Annotated in this window: 25 protein-coding genes; 17 read left to right on the top strand and 8 right to left on the bottom strand. The window is 60.0% G+C overall.

All coding sequences use genetic code 11. From position 1 onward, the window contains the following. Positions 1-5: 5 nt before the first annotated feature. The 4 genes from ssuD (at position 6) to PspS49_RS28175 (ending at position 3,070) form a co-directional block, all read left to right on the top strand. On the top strand, positions 6-1,154 hold the full coding sequence (gene ssuD, locus PspS49_RS28190; RefSeq protein WP_018928626.1) for an FMNH2-dependent alkanesulfonate monooxygenase: 1,149 nt from the start codon (positions 6-8) through the stop codon (positions 1,152-1,154). Positions 1,155-1,162: 8 nt separating this feature from the next. Further along, entirely contained in the window at positions 1,163-1,945 is a 783-nt protein-coding gene (gene ssuC, locus PspS49_RS28185; RefSeq protein WP_003229260.1) for an aliphatic sulfonate ABC transporter permease SsuC, read from the top strand. Continuing rightward, positions 1,942-2,748 carry an aliphatic sulfonates ABC transporter ATP-binding protein gene (gene ssuB / locus PspS49_RS28180; RefSeq protein WP_007913838.1) on the top strand — a complete coding sequence of 269 codons (807 nt, stop codon included), beginning with the start codon at positions 1,942-1,944 and terminating at the stop codon, positions 2,746-2,748. The genes ssuC and ssuB overlap by 4 nt, the downstream gene beginning before the upstream one ends. A 106-nt stretch (positions 2,749-2,854) precedes the next feature. Next, positions 2,855-3,070 carry a TOBE domain-containing protein gene (locus PspS49_RS28175; RefSeq protein WP_003229256.1) on the top strand — a complete coding sequence of 72 codons (216 nt, stop codon included), beginning with the start codon at positions 2,855-2,857 and terminating at the stop codon, positions 3,068-3,070. Between the two features lie 153 nt (positions 3,071-3,223). Here PspS49_RS28175 and PspS49_RS28170 read toward each other — a convergent pair whose 3' ends face one another. Next, the gene (locus PspS49_RS28170) at positions 3,224-3,862 is read right to left on the bottom strand and encodes a TetR/AcrR family transcriptional regulator (RefSeq protein WP_102901388.1); all 639 of its coding nucleotides are present in this window, start codon (positions 3,860-3,862) and stop codon (positions 3,224-3,226) included. Positions 3,863-4,089: 227 nt separating this feature from the next. Further along, positions 4,090-5,466, bottom strand: a complete 1,377-nt coding sequence (locus PspS49_RS28165) for a glutamine synthetase family protein (protein ID WP_007913842.1) — start codon at positions 5,464-5,466, stop codon at positions 4,090-4,092. Positions 5,467-5,744: 278 nt separating this feature from the next. Between PspS49_RS28165 and PspS49_RS28160 the strand changes: the two genes are divergently transcribed. The 8 genes from PspS49_RS28160 to PspS49_RS28125 all read left to right on the top strand — a co-directional run bounded on the left by PspS49_RS28160 (position 5,745) and on the right by PspS49_RS28125 (position 14,560). Further along, positions 5,745-6,101, top strand: coding sequence for a glutamine amidotransferase (locus PspS49_RS28160; protein ID WP_160042273.1), 357 nt, complete (start codon positions 5,745-5,747; stop codon positions 6,099-6,101). A gap of 95 nt (positions 6,102-6,196) precedes the next feature. Continuing rightward, entirely contained in the window at positions 6,197-7,555 is a 1,359-nt protein-coding gene (locus tag PspS49_RS28155) for a glutamine synthetase family protein (RefSeq protein WP_126367462.1), read from the top strand. A gap of 56 nt (positions 7,556-7,611) precedes the next feature. Then, positions 7,612-8,976 (top strand): aspartate aminotransferase family protein, encoded by a 1,365-nt coding sequence (locus PspS49_RS28150; RefSeq protein ID WP_160042271.1) that lies wholly within the window; start codon positions 7,612-7,614, stop codon positions 8,974-8,976. A gap of 172 nt (positions 8,977-9,148) precedes the next feature. After that, positions 9,149-10,261, top strand: coding sequence for a polyamine ABC transporter substrate-binding protein (locus PspS49_RS28145; protein ID WP_007913851.1), 1,113 nt, complete (start codon positions 9,149-9,151; stop codon positions 10,259-10,261). A gap of 188 nt (positions 10,262-10,449) precedes the next feature. Further along, positions 10,450-11,547, top strand: coding sequence for a polyamine ABC transporter substrate-binding protein (locus PspS49_RS28140; protein ID WP_160042269.1), 1,098 nt, complete (start codon positions 10,450-10,452; stop codon positions 11,545-11,547). A 66-nt stretch (positions 11,548-11,613) separates the two neighbouring features. Further along, a complete protein-coding gene (gene potA, locus PspS49_RS28135) occupies positions 11,614-12,756 on the top strand; it encodes a polyamine ABC transporter ATP-binding protein (RefSeq protein WP_007913856.1) in 1,143 nt (380 codons plus the stop codon). 35 nt (positions 12,757-12,791) lie between these two features. Further along, positions 12,792-13,673, top strand: coding sequence for an ABC transporter permease subunit (locus tag PspS49_RS28130; RefSeq protein WP_174245145.1), 882 nt, complete (start codon positions 12,792-12,794; stop codon positions 13,671-13,673). Further along, entirely contained in the window at positions 13,670-14,560 is an 891-nt protein-coding gene (locus PspS49_RS28125) for an ABC transporter permease subunit (RefSeq protein WP_007913861.1), read from the top strand. The genes PspS49_RS28130 and PspS49_RS28125 overlap by 4 nt, the downstream gene beginning before the upstream one ends. 140 nt (positions 14,561-14,700) lie before the next feature. Here the strand turns inward: PspS49_RS28125 and PspS49_RS28120 are convergent, their stop codons facing one another. After that, positions 14,701-15,342, bottom strand: a complete 642-nt coding sequence (locus tag PspS49_RS28120; RefSeq protein WP_160042267.1) for an HD domain-containing protein — start codon at positions 15,340-15,342, stop codon at positions 14,701-14,703. A 225-nt stretch (positions 15,343-15,567) separates the two neighbouring features. Here PspS49_RS28120 and PspS49_RS28115 point away from each other — a divergent pair, with 225 nt between their 5' ends. Then, the gene (locus PspS49_RS28115; RefSeq protein WP_160042265.1) at positions 15,568-16,533 is read left to right on the top strand and encodes a DJ-1/PfpI family protein; all 966 of its coding nucleotides are present in this window, start codon (positions 15,568-15,570) and stop codon (positions 16,531-16,533) included. Positions 16,534-16,714: 181 nt separating this feature from the next. On the opposite strand, the gene PspS49_RS28110 is transcribed toward PspS49_RS28115, so the two are convergent. After that, on the bottom strand, positions 16,715-19,123 hold the full coding sequence (locus PspS49_RS28110) for a penicillin acylase family protein (protein ID WP_160042263.1): 2,409 nt from the start codon (positions 19,121-19,123) through the stop codon (positions 16,715-16,717). A gap of 102 nt (positions 19,124-19,225) precedes the next feature. Continuing rightward, on the bottom strand, positions 19,226-19,804 hold the full coding sequence (locus tag PspS49_RS28105) for a DUF6436 domain-containing protein (RefSeq protein ID WP_160042261.1): 579 nt from the start codon (positions 19,802-19,804) through the stop codon (positions 19,226-19,228). Positions 19,805-19,903: 99 nt separating this feature from the next. Between PspS49_RS28105 and PspS49_RS28100 the strand changes: the two genes are divergently transcribed. Continuing rightward, a complete protein-coding gene (locus PspS49_RS28100) occupies positions 19,904-20,851 on the top strand; it encodes an alpha/beta hydrolase (protein WP_150749789.1) in 948 nt (315 codons plus the stop codon). 132 nt (positions 20,852-20,983) lie between these two features. On the opposite strand, the gene PspS49_RS28095 is transcribed toward PspS49_RS28100, so the two are convergent. Beyond that, positions 20,984-21,715 carry a DUF2059 domain-containing protein gene (locus PspS49_RS28095; RefSeq protein ID WP_122604472.1) on the bottom strand — a complete coding sequence of 244 codons (732 nt, stop codon included), beginning with the start codon at positions 21,713-21,715 and terminating at the stop codon, positions 20,984-20,986. A gap of 108 nt (positions 21,716-21,823) precedes the next feature. Here PspS49_RS28095 and PspS49_RS28090 point away from each other — a divergent pair, with 108 nt between their 5' ends. Both PspS49_RS28090 and PspS49_RS28085 read left to right on the top strand, forming a co-directional pair. Continuing rightward, entirely contained in the window at positions 21,824-22,456 is a 633-nt protein-coding gene (locus PspS49_RS28090; protein WP_150793177.1) for a 2OG-Fe(II) oxygenase, read from the top strand. Between the two features lies 1 nt (position 22,457). Then, positions 22,458-22,943: a DUF523 domain-containing protein gene (locus PspS49_RS28085; protein WP_034151955.1), complete on the top strand. Its 486-nt coding sequence runs from the start codon at positions 22,458-22,460 to the stop codon at positions 22,941-22,943. A 298-nt stretch (positions 22,944-23,241) separates the two neighbouring features. On the opposite strand, the gene PspS49_RS28080 is transcribed toward PspS49_RS28085, so the two are convergent. Then, positions 23,242-23,805, bottom strand: coding sequence for a transporter substrate-binding domain-containing protein (locus PspS49_RS28080; protein WP_160042259.1), 564 nt, complete (start codon positions 23,803-23,805; stop codon positions 23,242-23,244). Between the two features lie 135 nt (positions 23,806-23,940). On the opposite strand from PspS49_RS28080, the gene PspS49_RS28075 reads away from it, so the two are divergent. Further along, a complete protein-coding gene (locus PspS49_RS28075) occupies positions 23,941-24,366 on the top strand; it encodes a DUF4399 domain-containing protein (protein WP_160042257.1) in 426 nt (141 codons plus the stop codon). Between the two features lie 119 nt (positions 24,367-24,485). On the opposite strand, the gene serA is transcribed toward PspS49_RS28075, so the two are convergent. Then, on the bottom strand, positions 24,486-25,715 hold the full coding sequence (gene serA / locus PspS49_RS28070; RefSeq protein ID WP_095121592.1) for a phosphoglycerate dehydrogenase: 1,230 nt from the start codon (positions 25,713-25,715) through the stop codon (positions 24,486-24,488). Positions 25,716-25,852: the final 137 nt, after the last annotated feature.

The following is a 25,852-nucleotide window of genomic DNA, read 5'->3' as shown; positions in this document are numbered from 1 at the left end:
ACTCCATGAGCCTCAATATCTTCTGGTTCCTGCCTACCCACGGCGACGGCCATTACCTTGGCACCGCCGAAGGCGCTCGCGCCGTTGACCACGGTTATCTGCAACAGGTCGCGCAAGCGGCGGATCGTCTGGGTTTCGGCGGCGTGTTGATTCCTACCGGCCGCTCTTGCGAAGACTCGTGGCTGGTGGCGGCGTCGCTGATCCCGGTGACCCAGCGGCTGAAATTCCTCGTCGCCCTGCGCCCCGGGATCATTTCCCCGACGGTGGCGGCGCGGCAGGCGGCCACGCTTGATCGTCTGTCCGGCGGCCGTGCGTTGTTCAATCTGGTGACCGGTGGCGACCCGGAAGAATTGGCTGGCGACGGTCTGTTCCTCAGCCACGAAGAACGCTATCAAGCCTCGGTGGAGTTCACCCGCATCTGGCGTCGTGTGCTGGAAGGCGAAACCGTTGATTACGACGGTCAGCACATCAGCGTGAAGGGCGCGAAGTTGCTCTATCCGCCGATCCAGCAACCGCGTCCGCCGCTGTACTTCGGTGGTTCCTCGGAAGCGGCGCAAGATCTGGCTGCCGAACAAGTGGAAATGGTCCTGACCTGGGGCGAGCCGCCCGCAGCAGTCGCCGAGAAGATTGCACAAGTCCGCGCCAAAGCCGCCAAGCTCGGCCGCACCGTGCGCTTCGGCATTCGTCTGCACGTGATCGTCCGCGAAACCAACGCTGAAGCGTGGCAAGCGGCGGATCGTTTGATCTCGCACCTGGACGACGACACCATCGCTCGCGCCCAGGCTTCGCTGGCGCGTTTCGATTCGGTCGGTCAACAACGCATGGCTGCGCTGCATGGCGGTAGCCGCGACAACCTCGAAGTCAGCCCGAACCTCTGGGCCGGTGTCGGTCTGGTGCGCGGCGGTGCCGGTACGGCGCTGGTCGGTGATGGGCCGACCGTCGCGGCACGGGTGAAGGAATACGCGGATCTGGGCATCGACACCTTTATCTTCTCCGGTTATCCACACCTCGAAGAGTCGTATCGCGTCGCCGAATTGCTGTTCCCGCACCTCGATATCGAGCGCCCGGAACTGCCGAAAAGCGCCGGTTACGTCAGCCCGTTCGGCGAGATGGTCGCCAACGACATTCTTCCCAAAGCCGCGTCGCAGAGCTGAGGCGCGCCATGAAGAAAATCATCCACAGCCTCGCGCCCTGGGCGTTGCCGGTGTTGTTGCTGGCGGTGTGGCAGCTGTCGGTGTCGGCCGGTTGGTTGTCGACACGGATTCTGCCGGCACCGGTGGCGGTGATCGAAGCCGGCGTGAGCCTGGTGCGCAGCGGCGAAATCTGGACGCACCTGGCCATCAGCGGCTGGCGCGCGGCGCTCGGTTTCACCATCGGCGGCAGCATCGGGCTGGTCTTGGGTTTCATCACCGGCCTGTCGAAGTGGGGCGAACGCCTGCTCGACAGCTCGGTGCAGATGATCCGCAACGTGCCGCATCTGGCGCTGATTCCGCTGGTGATCCTGTGGTTCGGCATCGACGAATCGGCGAAGATCTTTCTGGTGGCGCTGGGTACGTTGTTCCCGATCTACCTCAATACCTATCACGGCATCCGCAACGTCGACCCGGCGCTGGTGGAGATGGCGCGCAGTTATGGCCTCTCCGGTTTCAGCTTGTTCTGGCAGGTGATTCTGCCGGGTGCACTGCCTTCGATTCTGGTCGGTGTGCGCTTCGCCCTGGGCTTTATGTGGCTGACGCTGATCGTCGCCGAAACCATTTCCGCCAGCTCAGGCATCGGCTATCTGGCGATGAACGCCCGGGAGTTTTTGCAGACCGACGTGGTGGTGCTGGCGATCCTGCTTTACGCGGTGCTCGGCAAACTCGCCGACCTCGCCGCCCGTGGACTTGAACGTGTGTGGCTGCGCTGGCATCCGGCGTATCAGGTTGCCAAAGGAGGTGCGGCATGACCGCTCAACAACCTCCACGCCTGCTGCGCGGGATTCCGCTGGCGGTGCGCAACCTGCAGAAAACCTTCGGCGCGCGGCAGGTGCTGCGTGACATCGATCTGCACATTCCGGCGGGGCAGTTTGTCGCCGTGGTCGGGCGCAGTGGTTGCGGCAAAAGTACCTTGCTGCGTTTGCTCGCCGGCCTCGATCAACCGACTGGCGGCGACTTGCTGGCCGGTTCTGCGCCGCTCAGCGATGCGCGGGAAGACACCCGACTGATGTTCCAGGAAGCACGTCTGCTGCCGTGGAAAAAGATCATCGACAACGTCGGCCTCGGCCTTAAAGGCAACTGGCGCCCGAAGGCTCTCGAAGCACTGGACGCGGTGGGTCTGGCGGATCGTGCCAATGAATGGCCGGCAGCGTTGTCGGGCGGACAAAAGCAGCGCGTTGCGCTGGCCCGTGCGCTGATCCATCAACCGCGCCTGCTGTTGCTCGACGAACCACTCGGTGCGCTGGACGCGCTGACCCGCATTGAAATGCAGCAACTGATCGAACGTCTCTGGCAGCAACACGGTTTCACTGTGCTGCTGGTGACCCACGACGTCAGTGAAGCGGTGGCGATTGCCGACCGGGTGATTCTTATCGAGGACGGCGAAGTCGGCCTCGACCTGCATGTCGAACTGCCGCGGCCGCGAGTGCGTGGTTCGCACCGACTGGCGGCGCTGGAAACCGAAGTGCTTAACCGTGTTCTCTCCCTGCCCGGCGAACCGCCGGCGCCGGAACCTGTTTCACCACTGCCTACGCAACTGCGTTGGGCGCAATGAAGCAGCTGCGAGCTTCAAGCTGCAAGCTACAAGTAGAAGCGCTGTGCTTTTGCTTGCCGCTTGAAGCTTGCCACTTGCCGCTTATTTCGACCTCAGGAGAAATATCATGACTATCAAAGCCATCAACGTCCGTAACCAGTTCAAAGGCTCGATCAAGGAAATCGTCCTCGGTGACGTGCTGTCGGAAATCGACGTGCAGACCGCTTCCGGCATCGTTACTTCGGTGATCACCACCCGCTCGGTCAAAGAGCTGGAACTGGTGGTCGGTAGCGAAGTGATCGCCTTTGTGAAATCCACCGAGGTGTCGATCGCCAAGTTGTAAGCCGGTGAGCAAAAAACAACCCCGGAGGGCGTGAGCCCTGCGGGGTTTTTTGTGCCTGATCTGAAAACTGCGGTGCGGCCTTCGCGAGCAGGCTCGCTCCCACAGGGGATCGCATTCCAGATGTGGGAGCGAGCCTGCTCGCGAATAGGTCAGTCAGATCACCAGAGATCTTTTGGGTAGATACGGCGGCAGATACAACCCAATGTAGGCATCAAACACGCGCATCCCTTCCTCGGCCATGCGCGGCGTGATCTGCCCGTGCTGCTGCACCGAACGCGCATAAACACGGTCACCCAACTCCATCGCCAAGGCAAATACATCGACATCTTCCGGCAGCCTCGGCAATTCGAAGTGATGATCGAACAGCTTGTGCATCAGATCGCCCAGTTCTATGTCGTGCTGACGGTCAGCCTGAGTCACTTCGGTCAAACCGTGTTGCGCGAGGATCAACTGCCGCGCCGCCGCGTCTTCGTCGTAGATCTCCAGCATCCGTTGTTCGACCAGTCGCGACAGATCACGCCAGTCACGCAAAGCTTCGTGATCGATCGGCGCTTGCAGGCAAGCGCGAAACGCGGCGTGGACATCCGCCGTCAGCGCTTCGAGCAATGCCGGGACGCTGGCGAAAAAGTGGTACACGGAAGAGGGCGGGATCTGCGCGCGTTCGGCGACGCTATAAATCGACAGACTCGCCACACCCTCGGCCGCCAGCAATGTGCGCGCGGCGTCGAGTATCGAATCGATGCGCGCCTGACTGCGGGCACGGGGTTTGCGGACGGGGGCGGGTCGCGTCATGGAAGTCTCCTGCGGGGCAGCGGGCATTGTACGAGCCGGCTTGTGTGTTGTCTTGTCGACCGCTTCGCGAGCAGGCTCGCTCCCACATTTGATCTCCAGTGAACTTGAGCATTTGTACACACAGCCCCCTGTAGGAGCGAGCCTGCTCGCGAACCGCCGCAGGCGGCCATAAAAAAACGCCGTTGGCTGAATCAGCCAACGGCGTTTTTCCTGAAGCTGCAATCCGCTTAAACGGTATGCAGATACCAGTTGTACTCAAGGTCGGAGATGGAGTGCTCGAACTCCTCCAGCTCGCTTTCCTTGCAGGCGACGAAGATATCGATGTACTTCGGATCGATGTACTTGGCCATCACCTCGCTGTCGTCCAGCTCACGCAGGGCATCGCGCAAGTTGTTCGGCAGGCTTTGCTCGTTCTGCTCGTAGCTGTTGCCTTCGACTGGCGCGCCCGGCTCGATCTTGTTGGTCAGACCGTGGTGCACGCCGGCCAGTACCGAAGCCATCAGCAGGTACGGGTTGGCGTCGGCACCGGCGACGCGGTGTTCGATACGCACGGCATCGGACGAGCCGGTCGGTACGCGAATCGCTACGGTGCGGTTGTCCAGGCCCCAGCACGGCGAGTTCGGCACGTAGAACTGTGCGCCGAAACGACGGTAGGAGTTGACGTTCGGGCAGAGGAAAGCCATCTGCGCGGGCAGGGTCTCGAGCACACCGCCGATCGCGTGACGCAGCGCGGCGTTCTGCTCGGGATCCTCGCTGGCAAAAATGTTTTTGCCTTCTTTATCCAGAATCGAGATGTGTACGTGCAGACCATTACCTGCCTGGCCCGGGTACGGCTTGGCCATGAAGGTGGTGTCCATCTCATGGTCGTAGGCGATGTTCTTGATCAGACGCTTGAGCAGTACCGCGTAGTCGCAGGCCTTGATCGGGTCGGCGACGTGGTGCAGGTTCACTTCGAACTGCGCCGGGGCACTCTCCTTGACGATGGCGTCGGCCGGGATGCCTTGCTCTTTGGCACCTTCCAGAATGTCCTGGAGGCAGTCGACGTATTCGTCGAGGTCGTCGATCAGGTAGACCTGCGTCGAGTGCGGACGTTTGCCGGAGATCGGCGAGCGTGGCGGCTGTGGACGGCCGTTCACGTTTTCCTGGTCGATCAGGTAGAACTCGAGTTCGAATGCGGCGCAGATGGTCAGGCCCAGCTCGTCAAACTTTGCAACAACTTGACGGAGCACTTCGCGCGGATCGGCGAAGAAAGGGTCGCCTTCGAGTTCGTGCATGGTCATCAACAGTTGCGCGGTCGGGCGCTTCTGCCATGGCTCGTTGCACAGGGTGTCGGGGATTGGATAGCAGATACGATCGGCGTCGCCGATGTCCAGGCCCAGGCCGGTGCTTTCCACCGTCGAACCATTGATATCCAGAGCAAATAGAGAGGCCGGCAGGTTGATGCCTTTCTCGTAAACCTTGTGGAGGCTGGTGCGTTCAATGCGCTTGCCGCGCACCACACCATTCATATCCGCAATCAGAAGGTCAACGTACAGAACCTCAGGATGTTCCTTAAGGAACGCGTTCGCTTCGTTAAGCTGAACGGCACGCGGGGGTACCGACATGATGCAACACCTTTGTTGTTAAAAATATCAATCATTGATCTTTTCTGGTTTCAGTCAACCCGAACGGCCTGCCGAAGTCAAGCGAGGCCTTTTTTGCCCTAAAAAAGCGCTGTGAGGGCATTTATGGGGCACTTTCGGGCGTTTTTTTGCCCTTGGGAGACTGTGCACCCGCAGGCTTGAGCAGGCCGTGTTGTATTTTTTACGGGGGTGTTGTGTAAAAAAATGAACAAGGCTAAGCTCCGATCAAACCCATAACAGCAATAATACCGGGGTGCTTCATGTCTCGCCTGCCGTTAATCGGCATCACCGACTGCTCGCAACAGTCCGGTCTGCATGCTCATCACATCAGTGGCGACCAATCCGTCCGTAGCGCAGCCAGCATGGCTCGCCCGTTAGCGACGATGTTCCCGTCCATGGCCGTTCAAGCGCCAGCGTCCGATATTCTGGACGTACGGGAAAGCATCCTGTTTATGGCGTCTCCTTCCACTATAGATCGCTTTCATTTCCAAAGCCTGTGCCGCTACCCCAGCCGTGCTCATGATTCTGCACGCCTTGAGTGTGCACAGGAAATGCAACGCCAGCGTAAAGGGCAGGTAAGCTCTTCTTTCATTGTCTATGCGCGGTGCCAAGCGTAAGCCGGCACTGCGCGAGCAAGCCCCCCTTTAACGCGACGCCCATAGCGTCAAACTTTGCCTGACATCATGTCAGGAGACTCAGCCCAGAGGCATTTATGAGTACCAACCTCGACCAGCTCACCGATTGGTTGAAAGACCACAAGATCACAGAAGTCGAATGTATGATCGCCGACTTGACCGGTATCACCCGGGGCAAGATTTCGCCGACCAACAAGTTCATTGCCGAAAAAGGCATGCGTCTGCCAGAAAGCGTGCTGTTGCAGACCGTGACCGGCGACTACGTCGAAGACGACATCTATTACGAACTGCTCGACCCGGCCGACATCGACATGATCTGCCGCCCTGACCAGAACGCCGTGTACATGGTGCCGTGGGCCATCGAGCCGACCGCACAGGTGATCCACGACACCTACGACAAGCAAGGCAACCCGATCGAGCTGTCGCCGCGCAACGTCCTCAAAAAGGTCCTCAAACTCTATGCCGACAAAGGCTGGCAGCCGATCGTGGCGCCGGAAATGGAGTTCTACCTGACCAAGCGCAGCGACGACCCGGACTATCCGTTGCAGCCGCCGATTGGTCGCTCGGGCCGTCCGGAAATCGGTCGTCAGTCGTTCTCCATTGAAGCGGCGAACGAATTCGACCCGCTGTTCGAAGACGTCTACGACTGGTGCGAACTGCAGGAACTGGACCTCGACACGCTGATCCACGAAGACGGCACGGCGCAGATGGAAATCAACTTCCGTCACGGCGACGCACTGTCGCTGGCCGACCAGATTCTGGTGTTCAAGCGCACCATGCGCGAAGCCGCACTCAAGCACGACGTGGCCGCGACCTTTATGGCCAAGCCGATGACCGGTGAGCCGGGCAGTGCGATGCACTTGCACCAGAGCATCATCGACATCGAGACCGGCAAAAACGTCTTCTCTAATGAAGACGGGACCATGAGCCAGTTGTTCCTGCACCACATCGGTGGTTTGCAGAAGCTGATTCCTGAGCTGTTGCCGTTGTTCGCGCCGAACGTCAACTCGTTCCGCCGCTTCCTGCCGGACACCTCGGCACCGGTCAACGTCGAGTGGGGCGAAGAAAACCGCACCGTCGGCCTGCGCGTACCGGATGCCGGCCCGCAGAACCGTCGCGTCGAGAACCGCCTGCCGGGCGCCGACGCCAACCCGTATCTGGCGATCGCCGCGAGCCTGCTCTGCGGTTACATCGGCATGGTCGAAGGCCTCAACCCGAGCGCGCCGGTGGTGGGCCGTGGTTATGAGCGCCGCAACCTGCGCCTGCCGCTGACCATCGAAGACGCGCTGGAACGTATGGAAAACAGCGCGACCATCGAGAAGTACCTGGGCAAAACCTTCATCACTGGCTACGTCGCGGTAAAACGGGCCGAGCATGAAAACTTCAAGCGCGTGATCAGTTCCTGGGAGCGTGAGTACCTGCTCTTCGCCGTCTGATACGCCGGGCGCGGCCCTCACCGGCCGCGTCTTCACCGATAACAAGGAGAATTGGCATGACCAGCAACAACCCGCAAACCCGCGAGTGGCAAGCACTCAGCAATGATCACCACCTGGCCCCGTTCAGCGACTTCAAGCAGCTGAAAGAGAAAGGCCCGCGGATCATCACCAACGCCAAGGGCGTTTACCTGTGGGACAGCGAAGGCAACAAGATCCTCGACGGCATGGCCGGTCTGTGGTGCGTGGCCATCGGTTATGGTCGCGATGAGCTGGCCGACGCAGCCGCCAAACAGATGCGCGAACTGCCGTACTACAACCTGTTCTTCCAGACCGCGCACCCGCCGGCGCTGGAACTGGCCAAGTCGATTGCCGACGTGGCGCCGGAAGGTATGAACCACGTGTTCTTCACCGGTTCCGGCTCCGAAGGCAACGACACCATGCTGCGCATGGTCCGCCACTACTGGGCGATCAAAGGCCAGCCAAACAAGAAAGTCATCATCAGCCGCAAGAACGGTTATCACGGTTCGACCGTGGCCGGCGCGAGCCTCGGTGGTATGACTTACATGCACGAACAAGGCGACTTGCCGATCCCGGGCATCGTCCACATCGCGCAACCCTACTGGTTCGCCGAAGGCGGCGATATGTCCCCGGTAGAGTTCGGCATCTGGGCGGCCAATCAGTTGGAAGAAAAGATTCTCGAAGTTGGCGTCGACAATGTCGGTGCCTTTATTGCCGAGCCGATTCAGGGTGCCGGTGGCGTGATCATTCCGCCAGACAGCTACTGGCCGCGCATCAAGGAAATCCTCGCCAAGTACGACATCCTGTTCGTGGCGGACGAAGTGATTTGCGGTTTCGGCCGTACCGGTGAGTGGTTCGGCAGTGATTTCTACGATCTCAAGCCGGACATGATGACCATCGCCAAAGGCCTGACGTCCGGCTACATCCCGATGGGCGGCCTGATCGTCCGTGACTCCGTTGTTGCGGTGCTCAACGAAGGTGGCGATTTCAACCACGGCTTCACCTACTCCGGTCACCCGGTGGCAGCAGCAGTGGGCCTGGAAAACATCCGCATCCTGCGCGACGAAAAAATTATCGAGAACGCGCACAACGAAACGGCACCGTATTTGCAGAAACGTCTGCGGGAACTGAACGATCACCCGTTGGTGGGTGAAGTTCGCGGAGTCGGTCTGTTGGGCGCGATCGAGCTGGTGCAGGACAAGGCCACGCGCAAGCGTTACGAAGGCAAGGGCGTCGGCATGATCTGCCGCCAGTTCTGCTTCGACAACGGCCTGATCATGCGCGCTGTGGGCGACACCATGATCATCGCGCCGCCGCTGGTGATCAGCAAAGCCGAGATCGATGAGCTGGTGACCAAGGCACGCAAGTGTCTGGACCTGACCCTCAGTGCGTTGCAGGGCTAAGTGCTAGGCTTTGAGCGGGGGAGCCGTGGCGCTCGCGCTCAAAGCTGTCAGAAAGGCTGGTCTTTTCTTGAAAGACCGCCTCGGATCTTGCCAGACTAGCCGCGGTTCCAGTTGTCCGGGTTCGGCCGCTGAACAAAGTGGTTCAAAAAAGAAAAATTTGGAGCATTAACGCATGAAGGCATTAGGCAAAAAGCTCGCTGGCAAGACTCTGCTCGCCATGTCCCTGATGGGAGTCATGGCGGCTGCGGCTCAGGCGGACGACAAGGTGTTGCACGTCTACAACTGGTCCGACTACATCGCCCCGGACACCGTGGCCAACTTCGAAAAAGCCACCGGGATCAAAGTCGTCTATGACGTCTTCGACAGCAACGAAACCCTGGAAGCCAAGCTGCTGGCCGGCAAGTCCGGTTACGACATTGTGGTGCCTTCCAATAACTTCCTCGCCAAGCAGATCAAGGCCGGTGTTTACCAGGAGCTGGACAAGTCCAAGCTGCCAAACTGGAAGAACCTCGACGAAGACCTGCTCAAGGCGGTTGGCGATGCCAGCGACCAAGGCAACAAGCACGCGTTCCCGTACATGTGGGGCTCGATCGGCATCGGCTACAACCCGGCCAAGGTCAAGGCTGCGCTGGGCATCGACAAGATCGATTCCTGGGACGTGGTGTTCAAGCCTGAAAACATCGAGAAGCTCAAAAGCTGCGGCGTAAGCTTCCTCGACGCACCGACCGAAATGATTCCGGCGGCGTTGCACTATCTGGGCAAGCCGACCAACAGCAAGGACAAGGCTGACCTGAAAGCCGCCGAAGACCTGTTCCTGAAAATTCGTCCTTCGGTTGCCTACTTCCATTCCTCCAAGTACATCTCCGACCTGGCCAACGGCAACATCTGCGTCGCCGTCGGTTACTCGGGTGACCTGGAACAATCCAAGACCCGCGCCCAGGAAGCCGGTGACAAGGTCAAGCTGGCCTACACCATTCCAAAAGAAGGTGCTGGCACGTTCTACGACATGGTCGCCATTCCCAAGGATGCCGAAAACGTCGAAGCCGCCTACAAGTTCATGAACTACCTGCTTGAGCCGCAAGTGATGGCCGGCATCACCAACGCCGTGCGTTTCCCGAACGGCAACAAGGCTGCCACGCCACTGGTGGACAAGGACATCACCAGCGATCCGAGCATCTACCCGTCGGCTGAAGTGAAGAAGCAGCTCTACGCGATCAGCGATCTGGACGCAGCGACCCTGCGCCTGATCACTCGCAGCTGGACCAAGATCAAATCCGGTAAATAAGCCGGTTTGACGCAACAACCGCTGGCCGTCATGCCCCGCGCGGGCGGCCAGCGGATCAATTAAATGACAGGAAGTTTTGCAGGAACGGTTTTTCGAGGGTAAGTTGCGCGCCGGTTTTGTTGCCGGGCAGCCACGGCTGTCATGCAGCGCGGGGCAACTTGGGCCCAACTAATTTAGAGGACCTCCACTTGCCTATTTTTTCTTCTTTGCGCAAAGCCCTGCTGGCCGCTGCCGGCCTGACGATTGCTGTCGGAGCCCAGGCCGCCGGTACGGTGCATATTTATAACTGGTCGGATTACATCGGTGAGTCGACGCTGGCCGACTTCCAAAAGGCAACCGGGATCAAACCGGTCTACGACGTGTTCGACTCCAACGAAACCCTGGAAGGCAAGTTGCTGGCCGGGCGTACCGGTTACGACGTGGTCGTGCCGTCGAACCACTTCCTTGGCAAGCAGATCAAGGCGGGCGCGTTCCAGAAGCTCGACCGCTCGCAGCTGCCGAATTATTCCAATCTCGACCCGGCGCTGCTCAAGCGTCTGGAGCAGAACGATCCGGGCAACCTGTACGCCGTGCCGTACCTGTGGGGCACCAACGGCATCGGTTACAACGTCGATAAAGTGAAGGCCGTGCTGGGTGTCGACAAGATCGATTCGTGGGGCGTTTTGTTCGAGCCTGAGAACATCAAGAAGCTGCAAAGCTGCGGCGTGGCATTCCTCGATTCGGCGGATGAAATGATGCCGACCGTGCTCAACTATCTGGGCCTGAATGCCAACAGCACCAATCCGAAGGACTACGAAAAAGCCACCGACAAATTGCTCGCGGTGCGTCCTTACGTGACCTACTTCCACTCCTCGAAATACATCGGTGATCTGGCCAACGGCGACATCTGTGTGGCCATCGGTTTCTCCGGCGATATCTTCCAGGCGAAGAACCGTGCAGCCGAAGCCAAGAAGGGCGTGAACATCGCCTACACGGTGCCGAAAGAGGGTGGCGCATTGTGGTTCGACATGCTGGCAATCCCCAAGGATTCGTCGAACGTGAAGGAGGCCCATGCCTTCATCAACTATCTGCTGAAACCTGAGGTGATCGCTCAGGTCAGTGATTACGTCGGTTACGCCAACCCGAACCCGGGTTCGGACAAGCTGATGGAGCAGTCCATCCGCACCGATGCGTCGGTGTATCCACCGCAGGCCGTTATCGACAAGGCCTACGTATCGACCGAGTTGCCACCGAACATTCAGCGCCTGATGACCCGCAGCTGGACCAAGGTCAAGTCGGGGATGTAAGGCACACACTATCCTGGGTTCGCCTTGCGGGGCGAACTGCATTGTTTTTTTCTGGGAGTTTCGTAAATGGCAGTTGCCTCCGGCGCCTATAAGAAAGCCCTCGAGGGCGACCAGACACCGAAACAGGTGCTGGTCAAAATCGACCGGGTCACGAAGAAGTTCGACGAGACGATTGCCGTGGACGATGTGTCCCTGGAAATCAAGAAGGGCGAGATCTTCGCCTTGCTCGGCGGTTCGGGATCGGGCAAATCCACTCTGCTGCGGATGCTGGCAGGGTTCGAACGGCCCACGGAGGGGCGCATTTTCCTCGACGGCGTCGACATCACCGACATGCCGCCGTACGAACGTCCGATCAACATGATGTTCCAGTCGTACGCCTTGTTCCCGCACATGACCGTGGCGCAGAACATCGCCTTCGGCCTCAAGCAGGACAAGATCCCGGCGGCTGAAGTCGATGCCCGCGTAGCCGAGATGCTCAAGCTGGTGCAGATGAGCCAGTACGCCAAACGCAAGCCGCATCAACTGTCGGGCGGTCAGCGTCAGCGCGTGGCGCTGGCTCGTTCGCTGGCCAAGCGGCCGAAGCTGCTGCTGCTCGATGAGCCGATGGGCGCACTGGACAAGAAACTGCGTTCGCAGATGCAGCTGGAACTGGTGGAAATCATCGAGCGCGTCGGCGTGACCTGCGTAATGGTGACCCACGACCAGGAAGAGGCCATGACCATGGCCGAGCGCATCGCGATCATGCACCTGGGCTGGATCGCCCAGATCGGCAGCCCGATCGACATCTACGAAACCCCGACCAGCCGTCTGGTCTGCGAATTCATCGGCAACGTCAACATCTTCGAAGGCGAAGTGATCGATGACGCTGAAGGCCACGCGACCATCACCTGCAAGGACCTCGACCGGCAGATCTATGTCGGCCACGGCATCAGCACTTCGGTGCAGGACAAGTCCGTAACCTACGCAATCCGTCCGGAGAAGCTGCTGGTCACCGCCGACCAACCGACCTGCGAATACAACTGGTCGAGCGGCAAGGTCCACGACATCGCCTACCTCGGCGGGCACTCGGTGTTCTACGTTGAGTTGCCGAGCGGGAAACTGGTGCAGTCGTTCGTCGCCAACGCCGAACGTCGCGGCGCGCGTCCGACCTGGGGCGATCAGGTTTACGTGTGGTGGGAAGATGACAGCGGCGTGGTACTCCGCTCATGAACATGCGCAAATTCAAACGCCGCATCAACCGAATAATCCCCAATGGCCGGCAGTTGGTCATCGGGGTCCCGTTCATCTGGCTGTTTCTGTTTTTCATGTTGCCGTTCTTCATCGTCCTGAAGATCAGCTTCGCCGAAGCCGACGTGGCGATCCCGCCGTATACCGAGATCTACACGTACGCCGAGCAGAAGCTGCAACTGCTGCTGAACTTGGGCAACTACGCGATGCTGGCGGGCGACGAGTTGTACATCGCCGCTTACCTCGGCTCGCTGAAGATGGCGCTGATCAGCACCATCCTCTGTCTGGTGATCGGCTACCCGATGGCCTACGCCATCGCCACCGCCCGTAAAGAGCTGCAAACGGTGCTGGTGCTGCTGATCATGATGCCGACCTGGACGGCGATCCTGATCCGCGTTTACGCGTGGATGGGCATTCTCAGCAACAACGGTTTGCTCAACGGGTTCCTGATGAGCATGGGCTTTATCGACGAGCCTTTGCAGATCCTCAACACCAACCTGGCGGTGTACATCGGCGTCGTTTACTCGTATCTGCCGTTCATGATCCTGCCGTTGTACGCCAATCTGGTGAAGCACGATCACAGTCTGCTGGAGGCAGCATCCGACCTCGGTTCGAGCACCTTCAACAGCTTCTGGAAAATCACCATTCCGCTGTCCAAGAACGGCATCATTGCCGGCTGCATGCTGGTATTCATCCCGGTGGTCGGCGAGTTCGTGATCCCGGAACTGCTTGGCGGTCCGGAAACCCTGATGATCGGTAAAGTGCTCTGGCAAGAGTTCTTCAACAACCGTGACTGGCCGGTGGCATCCGCGCTGGCAGTGGTGATGCTGGCGATCCTGATTGTGCCGATCATTCTGTTCAACCGCAGTCAGGCCAAAGAAATGGAGGGCAAAGAATGAAGCGCATCCGTTTCTCCAGCCTGATGCTGGTCATCGGTCTGTTGTTCATCTACCTGCCGATGCTGATCCTGGTGATCTACTCGTTCAACGCCTCGAAACTGGTGACGGTGTGGGGCGGCTGGTCGATCAAGTGGTACGTCGGCCTGCTCGACAACACCCAATTGATGGGCTCGGTGCTGCGCTCGCTGGAAATCGCCTGCTACACCGCAGTTGCCGCGGTGGCGCTGGGGACGCTGGCGGCGTTCGTGCTGACCCGCATCACCCGCTTCAAGGGCCGTACGCTGTTCGGCGGTCTGGTGACGGCGCCGTTGGTGATGCCGGAAGTGATCACCGGTCTGTCGCTGTTGCTGCTGTTCGTGGCCATGGCGCAGATGATCGGCTGGCCGCAGGAACGTGGCATCGTCACCATCTGGATCGCTCACACCACGTTCTGTGCGGCGTATGTGGCGGTGGTGGTGTCGGCGCGCCTGCGTGAGCTGGACCTGTCGATCGAAGAAGCGGCGATGGACCTCGGTGCACGGCCGTGGAAGGTGTTCTTCCTGATCACCATTCCGATGATCGCGCCATCGCTGGCGGCGGGCGGCATGATGTCGTTCGCGCTGTCGCTGGATGACCTGGTACTGGCGAGCTTTGTCTCGGGTCCTGGTTCGACGACCTTGCCGATGGAAGTGTTCTCGGCAGTGCGTCTGGGTGTGAAGCCTGAGATCAACGCCGTGGCGAGCCTGATTCTGCTGGCCGTGTCGATCGTGACCTTCATGGTCTGGTTCTTCAGCCGCCGTGCCGAAGAAGCGCGCAAGAAAGCCATCCAGCAAGCCATCGAAGAAAGCGCAGCCGATTCGTGGAAGCAGCCGGACGTGCGCCGGGCGCCAAGCCCGGAAGCCGCGTAAGCGCTAATGGGTTGGCCTCATTCTCGAGGCCAACCCAATTCAAACTGTAGGAGTGAGCCTGCTCGCGATAGCGGAGTGTCAGTCAGGAAATTTCCAACTGACAGGACGCCATCGCGAGCAGGCTCACTCCTACATGGGTTTTATGCAGTCCAGGGTGATTGGCGGATGACTTCAACAAAGTTCATCGGCTTGAACCCCGGCTCCTGATCCTTCAGCACATCGGTCTTCACATTGCCGAACGTGGTCTGCGGACGATGCCGCAAGCCATCGGCGAACGCGCAGATGATGCATTCCTTGAAACCCTCTCCACGCGGGTGCGCATGCACCACTGCCTCGCGCTGCACCGTGCTGAACGTCGCGTAATCCATGCCCAGCACATCCATTTCCACACCAGCCGTTACCAGCGCCACCGTTGGGCGCAGATGCTTGGGCACGCCCGGTGTGGTGTGCAAGGCAATCGACAGCCACACCTGTTCGATATCGTCATCGCTCAACCCGTATGGTTTGAGAAACGCTGCCGCCGCATTCGCGCCATCCACTTCGAAACGTTCATCTGCGCTGCGATGACCTTCGACCAGGCCGAGGTCATGGAACATCGCGCCGACGTAGAGCAACTCCGGATCGTAGGCCAGTTGCTGACGCTCACCGCTCAAGGCGCCGAACAAAAAGACCCGGCGCGAGTGGTGGTAGAGCAGATCGGACTCGATGTCGCGGATGTACTCGGTGGTGGCTCGGGCGAGGGTGCTGTCGGGGATTTTGATGCCGGCAATGGTGGTGCTCATAACGATTTCCTCGTCGAAAACGCCGTCGTGGCGCTGATGGGAAAAGTCTGTGCCCGAGGCAGAAAACGGACAATCGATCCATGGCTGCGATCCTTGCCAATCCACCTGCAAATCGTGCCAAGCTAAAAGATCGCCGCCTGCGGCAGCTCCTACAGAAGCCCGCATTCCCCTGTAGGAGCTGCCGCAGGCTGCGATCTTTTGCTCTTAAAGGGGGAATCCACAGCCATGAACAAAACCGTCGCCATCGTCGTGTTTCCCGGCGTGCAATCGCTGGACGTCAGCGGCCCGATGGATGTGTTCGCCGAGGCCAATCGCTTCCTGCCGCCCGAGGATCACTATCGGCTCGAAGTGATCGGCGTCGAACACGGCCCGATGGCCTGTTCCAATGGTTTGAACCTGAATGCCCATCGGTATTTCAGCGAAGCGCTGGATGCCTACGATCTGCTGCTGGTCGCCGGTGGGCCGCAACTGCCGTTCATGGATTTTGGCGCGACGTTCGACGAGTGGCTGCGCGAGGCGTGTGCTCGGGCGCAGCGCTTCGGTTCGATCTGCAATGGCGCGTTCATGCTGGCGCGGGCCGGACTTCTGGAAGGGCGCACCGTCACCACGCACTGGAACGATGCCGAGGCGTTGGCCCGGTTGTGCCCGACCACACAGGTCGAGGCGGATCGTCTGTACGCCGAGGACGGCACGCTCTACACCTCGGCTGGGGTGACGGCGGGGATTGATCTGTCGTTGTACCTGCTGGCGCGTGATCACGGTGCAGAAGTGGCGCTGAGCGTGGCCAAGCGTCTGGTGGTGTTCACCCAGCGTTCCGGTGGGCAGTCACAGTTCAGTCCGTTCCTCACGCCGCATGCGGAACCTACGTCGGCGGTGGCGATGGTGCAGTTGTATGTGCTGGCCAATCTGACTGGTGATCTGACGATTGCCGATCTGGCCAATGCGGCGAACATGAGTGCGCGCAATTTCTCTCGGGTGTTTGCCCGGGAAGCCAAGGTCACGCCAGCGGAGTTCGTCGAGCGGGCTCGGGTGGATGCGGCGCGGGTGATGCTGGAGAGCACGGCGGCGCCGTTGAAGACGGTGGCGTATCAGTGCGGGTTTCGTGACGCGCAACATATGCGCGGGGTGTTTAACCGGCGGTTGGGGGTGACACCGCAGCAGTTTCGGCTGAATTTTGCGGTGTTGCTTTAACCCTCACCCCAGCCCTCTCCCAGAGGGAGAGGGGGCCGATTGGGGGATATTAGCGAGATACGCCGACGTGATGTTGCTGTACCGAATCCATAATCGACTCGATCTCTCTGGTCGGTGGATAGCGAAAGACACCTCGGTCAGTCCCCTCTCCCCCCGGGAGAGGGCTAGGGTGAGGGGCTTTTTAAGGTGCCCGCGCTGGCAACAACTTCAAGGTACTGCGCGTATTCGCCGTCACCTCTTCGTCGTTGAAATGCGCCTGCACATACATCCCGTCGACATACGCCTCAGCCTGATCGTCATAGTGACTGTCAAACGGCACACCACTCTGCCCGACCGGGTTGATCGTCAAGCCATGCGCCGGATCGGAAAAATCCACCAGCCGACGCGTCGACGGCCCGTAAGTTACCGGCCATGGCGCCGGGCCGATCTTCGCCGACAGATTGTTCGGCACTTCATGACTGCCCGGCGCCGCAAACGGCCCGACATTGAAAATCCGATCCAGCGGCTTCTGCTGTCCCAACGGATGGCCGTGAGTCAGCGTGTGCGCCCCGCCCCATTTCCACTCGGCAGAGTTATCGCCCAGGGTCAGCTTCAAGTGCTGCATGCTCGCCTGCCACGCCGCGCGCACGACATCGGCGCGGGTCTCCTTGTTCGGCGTGCTGCGGTTGTCCCACCACGGCGAATCGGCATTCGCCGCCAGTTTCGGCAACGCCGCATCGATCACTCGCGTCGACAGCAATGTCTCGAAGAAATCATTGCCCAACTCATCACGCATCGCCGCATCGGCCAAGTCATACAAGAACTGGTTGAACACCGTTGCACTGACTGAATCCAGCGGATAGTCGCCCGGCCATTGCGCCAGTTGCTCGACCAGTTTCAGCTGTGCCGGATCGCTCACTACCTCACGCAGCACCGGCAGCAACGGCGCGAGCAAGCGCGGGCCATAACCGGTCGCTGTGCCCAATTGCAGTTTCTGATTGGCCTCGTTGGTCCACTTCACGCTCTTGTCGCTGAGCTGGCGATTGAGCTGCTGCCCACGGTCGGCAAGGTTGTAGTAACCGGGAATCTCCATGCCGGTCGGCGACAGCGGCTGGAAGTTGGCCGAGACAATGTAGCCGCGCGCCGGGTTCTCTTCCTGCGGGTTGGCGCTGAACGGGTAGAAACCCTCCTTGTCGGCCTGATTGCTGCTGCCGTCGAGAATGAATTCCGGCCGCACCCCGGCCGGGCGCTTGGGCAGCAATGCCGAGGCCCACCAGGCGATATCACCCTTGGCGTTGGCGTAAACCAGGTTCAGCCCCGGCGCCTGCACTTTCGCGGCAGCGGCGCGGGCCTTGGCCAACGTGTCGGCGCGGTTGAGCTGGTAAAAGCCTTCGAGGATCGGGTTCGGCGTTTCAAGGAACGCCCACCACATGGCGATCGGCGTCTTGCCGGCAGCGGTGCCGAGCGCATCGTTGACGATCGGGCCGTGGGGCGATTGGCGCAGGGTCAGGGTGACGGGCGACTGGCCCTTCACGTTGATCTGCTGTTGGGTGACAACCATGTCGGTCCACTGGCCGCGATACCAGACCTGATTGGGGTTATCCGGGTTGACCTTCTCGGCGATCAGGTCCAGATCGTCGTTCTGGAACATGGTCAGGCTCCAGCCGAAATCGAGGTTGTGGCCGAGGAAGGCGAAAGGCACTAGCGCCTGATGATGGCCGTACAACTCGAAGCCCGGCGCCGACAATTGCGCTTCGTACCACACCGACGGCACCGAGAAGCGAATATGCGGGTCACCGGCCAGCAGCGGTTTGCCGCTCTGGCTGCGGCTGCCGGCAATCACCCAGGCGTTGCTGCCTTCGAACTGCGGCAGGCCATTATCGATCAGCGCCTGTTCGCTGAGGCGGGCGAGGGCGTTGAGGTCTTTCCAGTCGCCAGCGGCAAGTGCCGGCGCTTGCTTGGCGTGACCGTTGACCAGCACCCCTTTGGGCTGCCAGTCGAGGTCGAAAACCTTGAGATAATCGGCGCCGAGCTGATCGCGCACGTAGGTCAGCAGCGGTTCGGTGCGAAACGCCGCCGCAAAGCTATAGGCCATGTAGCCGGCGACGCTGATGCTGTCTTCTGCTGTGAACGGCCGTTTGGGGATGCCCAGCACGTCAAACTCGATCGGTGCAGCGTGGCTGTCCTGATATTGGTTGATGCCATCCAGGTAGGCTTGCAGGCCTTTCCACGCCGGCGACTGTTTATCGAGACTGGCGACGTAACTGGCGGCGCGCTCACGGATGCGCAGGCTGCGAAACAGTTTGTCGGTGTCGAGCAGTTTCGGCCCGAGCACTTCGGCCAGTTCGCCACGGGCGAGGCGGCGCATGGCTTCCATCTGGAACAGGCGATCCTGGGCATGCACATAGCCAAGGGCACGGTAGAGGTCGGTTTCGTTCTCGGCGCGAATGTGCGGTACACCGCGTTCGTCGTAGCGCACGGTCACCGAACCTTGCAGGTTGCGCAGTTCGACCTGGCCCTGGCGCGTCGGTTGTTTGCTGTAGACATACCCGCCGACGCCGGCGAGCAGAACAACGATGAGCAAGCCAAGTACGGTGAACACGCGCTTCATGGTGACTCCTTGTGCATACGGGATTGCCGCCCGTCGGGCTGCAAACAATTAGCACAGACCTTCTGTGCCGTGCAGCGCTGTCCTTGAAAAGTCCGGAATGCCTTACTGCTTCTCCACAGACCACGGGCAGTAACAACCGACCGCCAGCGTGTGCGTGGCATTGACCGGGCGATCTTCTGTCAGGGCATTCAAAATCGGTTCGATAAAACTGTTGCTGGAGTTGCAGGTCAGGCCTTCGCTGTACGGTCCGAAATACGCCAGTTTGCCGCTGCGGTCCCAGATCGCCACGGCCGGGCTGGCGGGCACCTGTTCGGAACCGGGCAATATCGTGATGGTTTTCAGGCTGCTGAGGGTCGCGGGCAGTTGACCGTGGCTGCCGGTTTTTTGCACGGCGAAGAACTCCACGCCTTTGGCGCCGAACTGTTCGACCATCTCGGTCAGGTGTTGCTGGTTGCCGACGTTGCACGGACAGGCCGGGTCCCAGAAATGCACCAAGCGGATCTTGCCGGGGCCGGCGAGATTGTCCGGCAGACGCAGCGGATCACCGGAAAACACCGCCGTGTGTTCGCTGAAAGCACGCAGATAACGCCCCTGAAACCAGTCGTACGCCGCCCACAGCACCCCGGCGCAAATCAGCGCGAGCAGGCTGGCAAACAGTGCGGTGCGGTAGGGCGAACGCATGGTTTTCGATCCTCGAAAGGTCGGCTAGCTTGCCATGTCTGTCACTACAGATGAATATCGCAGGCCGATAAAGTCTGTTTACCGCTTTGGAATTCCCGCATGCCTGCCACTTTCGACCCCGATCAAATCCGCGCCAGCCTCAAGCCTTTGGCCGAGTGGCAGCCGTTGTCGGACGAGGCCAAGGCCTATCAGCGTTTCTACCAAACCGACTTTCCCGAGCGGGATGTCTGGCGTGGCATGGGCCGTTTCGAGGTCGATGGCTATGAAGTGGTCAGCCATTGCTGGTGGCCGGAGAAGGTCAAGGCGACGCTGTTTCTGCTGCACGGCTACTACGATCACACCGGGCTGTATCGGCATGTGATCGAGTGGGCGCTGGATCAGGATTTTGCGGTGATCGCCTGCGACTTGCCGGGCCATGGCTTGTCGAGCGGGCCGCGCGCGAGCATTCGCGATTTCTCCGAGTACCAGGATGTCCTGCAAGCGTTGTTCGCCGAGGCGCAGTCGATCGCGTTGCCGCAGCCGTGGCATTTGTGCGGGCAGAGCACCGGCGGGGCGATTGTGGTCGATCACCTGCTCAATCACGGCGAAAACAGCCCGGCGCAGGGCCAGGTGATTTTGATGGCGCCGCTGGTGCGGCCGCGGGCGTGGGGCTGGTCGCAGCTGAGCTATTACTTGCTCAGGCCTTTTGTCAGAGGGGTCACGCGGCGCTTCAGCGAGAATTCCAACGATCCGGATTTCCTGCCGTTTCTGCAGGCTGATCCGTTGCAGCCGCGACGTTTGCCGACGAAGTGGGTCGGGGCGTTGTCACGCTGGATCATTCGCGTCGAGCACGCGAAAAAAAGTCCGCGGCGGCCGCTGATCATTCAGGGGCAGGCGGACATGACGGTCGACTGGCAGCACAATCTGCAGGTGATGAAGTGGAAGTTCGACCGGCCGCAGATCTTGCTGCTGGCCGAGGCGCGGCATCATCTGGCGAATGAGACGGTGGAGATGCGTGAGGAGTATTTCGAATTCTTGAGCAAGCGGATCAGGGGCCGGAATCTGTAGCGTCTGGGAGGGCCTCTTCGCGAGCAGGCTCGCTCCCACATTGGATCTTCAGTGGACACAAAACTTCCGAACATCCCGAATCCCATGTGGGAGCGAGCCTGCTCGCGAAGGCGGCCGGTCAGGCGCTAAAGATCATTGCCCGACAGCCAACCCTGCGCGAATCGCCGCCAACGCCGCCTGGTAATACGCCTTGCCCTCAGCCGACTCGGCAAACGTCGCGAACTCTTCCAGCTCTTCATCCGACAGATCGCGATAGACATAGAGCAGCGTGTTGTTCATGTCCGCACCAATCTGATCCATCAAGCGCTGGCGCTGACCATTGAGCATGCCTTGCGCCTGACCGCCACCGAGCAGCCCCGGTATCATCGAACTCAGGCTGTCCGCCGCGACGCCGGCAATCGCCAGACTCACTTCGGCGCCGGCCTCACGCGCTGGCAGCGCCTGAGCGAGGTGGCCAATGATCAGCAGACGGCTGTCGCTGGCCTGCATCTTTGGCAAACCCTTGGCATTTTTCGCCAATTGATCGCGGCGCGTCGCGAGCAATTCGGCGGCGACGATTTTCTTGCCCAGCGGCGATTGAAAGAAGGTCAGCGCCGGTTTTGGATCAGCGAGCTTCTGCCGCAGTTGCGCTTCGGCACGTTGATCCACAGCCTGCGGGGCAAAGCGCTGATTGCTGTTGTTCACCAGCGCCTGAAATACGGCGGGCGGCAGGCTGTTCTGATAGCGCTGCTGTGCGGCCGTCAGGGCATCGTTGAAATGCGCACGTTGATCTGGCCAGCCGGCGACCTTGTACAACTGATCGTGGCCGTCCGCCCAGGCGGGCAACACGCAGAACATCAACAGTGAAAAAAGCAAACGGCGCATAGGGACTCCTGTCAGCAGCCGACTATTCTCCGTGCGGTGCCGGTACTTGTCGAGAATTCGTAGCAAGCCGCCGCGTGGCTCTGTCGGATTTCTTGCCGCCGACATACTATGCGCGCCATGCAAATATCCTCTGAACACCCACTGCTGTTACGCATTGTCGATGACCTGGCCGAACACGGCTGGTCGCAGCAGAACATATTCCTGCCCGCCGGTTTGACCCGCGAGCTGGCGGCCGAGTGCCGCAAACGTGAGGCTGAGGGTGAGCTGGCGCCAGCGGCGGTGGGGCGTGGGCCGTTTTCAGAGATACGCGAGGGGATTCGTGGCGACCACATCCAGTGGATCGATCCCGGTCAGGCCGAGGCCAGCGACCGTTATCTGAACCTGATGGAGAGCCTGCGTGAAGCGCTCAACCGTGGCTTGTTTCTCGGTCTTGAGGACTTTGAATGTCATTTCGCGCTGTATCCGCCGGGTGCGTTTTATCGCAAGCACGTCGACCGTTTTCGCGACGACGACAAGCGCATGGTGTCGGTGGTGGTCTATCTCAATGACGCGTGGCTGCCGGAGGATGGCGGTCAGTTGCGCATGTACCTGAACGATGAACGCGTGCATGACGTGCAGCCTACTGGCGGGTGTCTGGTGGTGTTTCTCTCCGGCGAAGTGCCTCATGAAGTGCTGCCGGCGCACCGCGAGCGCTTGTCGCTGACCGGTTGGTTCCGTCGCCGTGGCAACGAGCCGTTCTGAGATGGACAGGATTCTGGTCAGTCGCTGCCTGCTGGGGCATCGCGTACGTTATGACGGCGGTGCGAGCGGGCCGTTTGATCTGCTGGAGCAGTGGATTGCCGAAGGGCGGGTGGTGCCGTTGTGTCCGGAGGTCGCGGGAGGATTGCCGACGCCGCGGGCCGCGGCGGAGATTCCGGGCGGGCAGGGTGGTGAGGTGCTCGATGGTGTTGCGGCGGTGATCACCACTGAGGGTGAGGATGTCAGTGCGCAGTTTCTGGATGGCGCGCGGCAGGCGCTGGAACTGGTGCAGAAATATGGCATCCGCGTGGCGGTGCTTAAGGCCAACAGTCCTTCTTGCGGGAATCTGCTGACTTACGACGGGACATTCAGTGGCGTGAAGGTGAGTGGCGAAGGGGTGACGGCCGCGTTACTCAAGCGCCATGGTGTGCAGGTTTTCAGTGAACTGGAATTGCCGCAGGCCGCGCTGGCACTGGCTGCTTTGGACTGATCCTGAATCGTTACCCTCACCCCAGCCCTCCCGAAACGTCGGACCGCCCGTAGGGAGAGGGGGCCGACCGAAGTGTCTGGCGCTATTCATCGACCTGAAAGACCTTGTTGACTATGGATTCGAGACAGCCATGACTGATCGATTACGTCGACAAAGCCATGAACGATCGACTATGGATTCGACAAAGCCATTTTCAGTCGATTTCGGATTCGGTATACCCATTTCAGGTCGGCGTATTCCTTCAGCATCCCCCAATCAGTCCCCTCTCCCTCGGGGAGAGGGCTAGGGTGAGGGGCTTTTAAGGCTTCAACCACTTCTCGGTCAGCGCCGCCAAACGCCCATCCGCCTTGATCCGCTGCATCGCGCTCGCAAGACTGGCCTGAAACGCCGGATTACCCTTCTGAAATGGAATCGCCAGATCCACTGGCTCCGCCGCTTTCGGCTTCTCTTCAGTCAATGCCTGCACCAGCACCATCGGCCGTGGCTGCTCATCCTTCTTCGCCAGCAACTGCGAATCGACCTTGCCGTAAGGCTCGCTGAAGTCGAAACGATCCTTGAGTTCGGGTGTCAGTGCTATGTGGTTGAGCGCAACGTCGTACTTGCCGCTTTCAACGCCCTGGAGCAGGTCGGCCTCGTCGGTGACGATGAAATCGGCGCGTACATCCAGCTCCCGGGCGAGCAGTTGCCCAAGCTCGACCTCGAACCCCGTGAGTGTGTCGCCTTCCTTGAAATTGAAGGGCGGTGTATTAGCCTCAAGGGCAATGCGCAGCTCGCCACGGTCGTTGACGTCATCAATCAGTTCGGCATGAGCCAAAGGGCTCAAAAGGGGTAGCAGGCAGATCAGGCCAGGCAGAAAACGCATGGTCACTCCTTTGAAATCATTATCGCGACGCTCTGATTCAGGCTCGCTTTGCTATGGTTGTCGAGTGCCTTCGACAACGAATGGTCATGAAGTTGTCATGACCGTGCGGATTTTACGGAAAAACTGGAGAAGAAAATGAAAAGCTTTATGTCACGTGCAGCGTTCGCGGGTTTGCTGATGGGCGTTTCGGTGCTGGCCAGTGCGGCGACACCAGCCCCCAAAGGCGCTGAAGTGTTCATCGTTTCTCCCGAAGACGGAGCCACGGTTTCGCAGACCTTCACCGTCAAATTCGGGACCAAGGACGTCGCACTGGCGCCGGCCGGTGACGTCACCAAGAACACCGGTCACCATCACCTGCTGATCGACGCCAAGGAAATTGTTCCTGCCGGTTCGGTCGTCCCTACCGATGCCAACCATATGCACTTCGGCAAGGCGCAGACCCAGGCTGACATCAAGCTCGCCCCGGGCAAGCACACCTTGCAGCTGGAACTTGGCGACAGCGGTCACATGGCATTCGACCCGCCAATCGTCTCGAAGAAAATCACCATCAACGTGGAATAAAAAAGGGAGCCCTTTCGGGGCTCCCTTTTTTATCAGCGGCGAGTTGCAAGCTACGAGCTTCAAGCAAAAGCACAAGCGAACATCACTTGCCGCTTGTAGCTCGCGGCTTGTAGCTGTTCTTAGAAAAGAACCCGGCTACGGATAGTGCCGTTGACGTGCTGCAGCTTCTCTTGCGCCAGCTCCGAGTACTCGGCGTCGACGTCGATCACCACGTAGCCAACCTTCTCGTTGGTCTGCAGGAACTGACCGGAGATGTTGATGCCGTTTTCGGCGAAGACCTTGTTGATCTCGCTCATCACACCCGGGATGTTCTCGTGGATGTGCAGCAGACGGTGCTTGCCAGGGTGAGCCGGCAGGGCCACTTCCGGGAAGTTCACCGACGAAACGGACGTACCGTTGTCGCTGTACTTGACCAGTTTCTCTGCCACTTCCAGACCGATGTTGGCTTGCGCTTCGGCGGTCGAACCACCGATGTGCGGGGTCAGGATGACGTTGTCGAGGCCACGCAGCGGGCTTTCGAACTCTTCGTCGTTGGAGCGTGGCTCCACCGGGAATACATCGATGGCCGCGCCGATCAGGTGCTTGTCCTTGATCGCGTCCGCCAGAGCGTCCAGTTCAACCACGGTGCCACGAGCAGCGTTGATCAGGATGCCGCCCTTCTTGATGGCGCGGATTTCCTTCTCGCCGATCATCCACTGGGTCGCAGCGGTTTCCGGTACGTGCAGGGTGACGATGTCGGACATGCCCAGCAGCTCGGTCAGGCTACCGATCTGAGTCGCGTTGCCCAGCGGCAGTTTGGTTACGGTGTCGTAGAAGTACACCTGCATGCCCAGGCCTTCAGCCAGAACCGACAGCTGCGTACCGATCGAGCCGTAGCCGACGATGCCGAGTTTCTTGCCACGGATCTCGAAGGAGTTGGCTGCGGACTTGATCCAGCCGCCACGGTGGCAGGAAGCGTTTTTCTCCGGGATGCCGCGCAGCAGCAGGATCGCTTCGGCCAGCACCAGCTCGGCAACGGAGCGGGTGTTGGAGTACGGCGCGTTGAACACGGCAATACCGCGCTCACGGGCAGCACTCAGGTCAACCTGGTTGGTGCCGATGCAGAAACAGCCGACCGCAACCAGCTTCTTCGCGTGATCGAAGATCTCTTCGGTCAGTTGGGTGCGCGAACGAATGCCGATGAAGTGAGCGTCAGCGATCTTTTCCTTGAGCTGGGCTTCCGGCAAGGAACCTGTCAGGTATTCGATGCTGGTGTAGCCCGCCGCCTTGAGGACGTCGACAGCCGATTGGTGGACGCCTTCGAGAAGAAGGAACTTGATCTTGCTCTTATCGAGAGAAGTCTTGCTCATCTGCGTAAACCTGTATCCCGGAGAAAAATGGCAGGAAATGGTCAACAGACGCTGACCCGGACGACAAGAAAGTCGTCTCCGCGGATCTGGCCTTGGGCACTGTCCTGCGGGGTCGATATGCTAGCATAGCCTCCCCG

This window comes from Pseudomonas sp. S49 (genome assembly GCF_009866785.1).
In the GTDB taxonomy this organism is placed as follows: domain Bacteria; phylum Pseudomonadota; class Gammaproteobacteria; order Pseudomonadales; family Pseudomonadaceae; genus Aquipseudomonas.
This window is presented reverse-complemented; position numbering and strand designations above follow the sequence as displayed.

Coding starts and splice junctions, on each gene's coding strand:
- ssuB (WP_007913838.1), top strand. CDS start 1,942: ATGACCGCTCAACAACCTCCACGCCTGCTGCGCGGGATTCCGCTGGCG.
- PspS49_RS28145 (WP_007913851.1), top strand. CDS start 9,149: ATGAAGGCATTAGGCAAAAAGCTCGCTGGCAAGACTCTGCTCGCCATG.
- PspS49_RS28175 (WP_003229256.1), top strand. CDS start 2,855: ATGACTATCAAAGCCATCAACGTCCGTAACCAGTTCAAAGGCTCGATC.
- PspS49_RS28150 (WP_160042271.1), top strand. CDS start 7,612: ATGACCAGCAACAACCCGCAAACCCGCGAGTGGCAAGCACTCAGCAAT.
- PspS49_RS28125 (WP_007913861.1), top strand. CDS start 13,670: ATGAAGCGCATCCGTTTCTCCAGCCTGATGCTGGTCATCGGTCTGTTG.
- PspS49_RS28155 (WP_126367462.1), top strand. CDS start 6,197: ATGAGTACCAACCTCGACCAGCTCACCGATTGGTTGAAAGACCACAAG.
- ssuD (WP_018928626.1), top strand. CDS start 6: ATGAGCCTCAATATCTTCTGGTTCCTGCCTACCCACGGCGACGGCCAT.
- PspS49_RS28085 (WP_034151955.1), top strand. CDS start 22,458: ATGGACAGGATTCTGGTCAGTCGCTGCCTGCTGGGGCATCGCGTACGT.
- PspS49_RS28165 (WP_007913842.1), bottom strand. CDS start 5,466: ATGTCGGTACCCCCGCGTGCCGTTCAGCTTAACGAAGCGAACGCGTTC.
- PspS49_RS28105 (WP_160042261.1), bottom strand. CDS start 19,804: ATGCGTTCGCCCTACCGCACCGCACTGTTTGCCAGCCTGCTCGCGCTG.
- PspS49_RS28160 (WP_160042273.1), top strand. CDS start 5,745: ATGTCTCGCCTGCCGTTAATCGGCATCACCGACTGCTCGCAACAGTCC.
- potA (WP_007913856.1), top strand. CDS start 11,614: ATGGCAGTTGCCTCCGGCGCCTATAAGAAAGCCCTCGAGGGCGACCAG.
- ssuC (WP_003229260.1), top strand. CDS start 1,163: ATGAAGAAAATCATCCACAGCCTCGCGCCCTGGGCGTTGCCGGTGTTG.
- PspS49_RS28170 (WP_102901388.1), bottom strand. CDS start 3,862: ATGACGCGACCCGCCCCCGTCCGCAAACCCCGTGCCCGCAGTCAGGCG.
- serA (WP_095121592.1), bottom strand. CDS start 25,715: ATGAGCAAGACTTCTCTCGATAAGAGCAAGATCAAGTTCCTTCTTCTC.
- PspS49_RS28080 (WP_160042259.1), bottom strand. CDS start 23,805: ATGCGTTTTCTGCCTGGCCTGATCTGCCTGCTACCCCTTTTGAGCCCT.
- PspS49_RS28110 (WP_160042263.1), bottom strand. CDS start 19,123: ATGAAGCGCGTGTTCACCGTACTTGGCTTGCTCATCGTTGTTCTGCTC.
- PspS49_RS28115 (WP_160042265.1), top strand. CDS start 15,568: ATGAACAAAACCGTCGCCATCGTCGTGTTTCCCGGCGTGCAATCGCTG.
- PspS49_RS28095 (WP_122604472.1), bottom strand. CDS start 21,715: ATGCGCCGTTTGCTTTTTTCACTGTTGATGTTCTGCGTGTTGCCCGCC.
- PspS49_RS28090 (WP_150793177.1), top strand. CDS start 21,824: ATGCGCGCCATGCAAATATCCTCTGAACACCCACTGCTGTTACGCATT.
- PspS49_RS28075 (WP_160042257.1), top strand. CDS start 23,941: ATGAAAAGCTTTATGTCACGTGCAGCGTTCGCGGGTTTGCTGATGGGC.
- PspS49_RS28120 (WP_160042267.1), bottom strand. CDS start 15,342: ATGAGCACCACCATTGCCGGCATCAAAATCCCCGACAGCACCCTCGCC.
- PspS49_RS28100 (WP_150749789.1), top strand. CDS start 19,904: ATGCCTGCCACTTTCGACCCCGATCAAATCCGCGCCAGCCTCAAGCCT.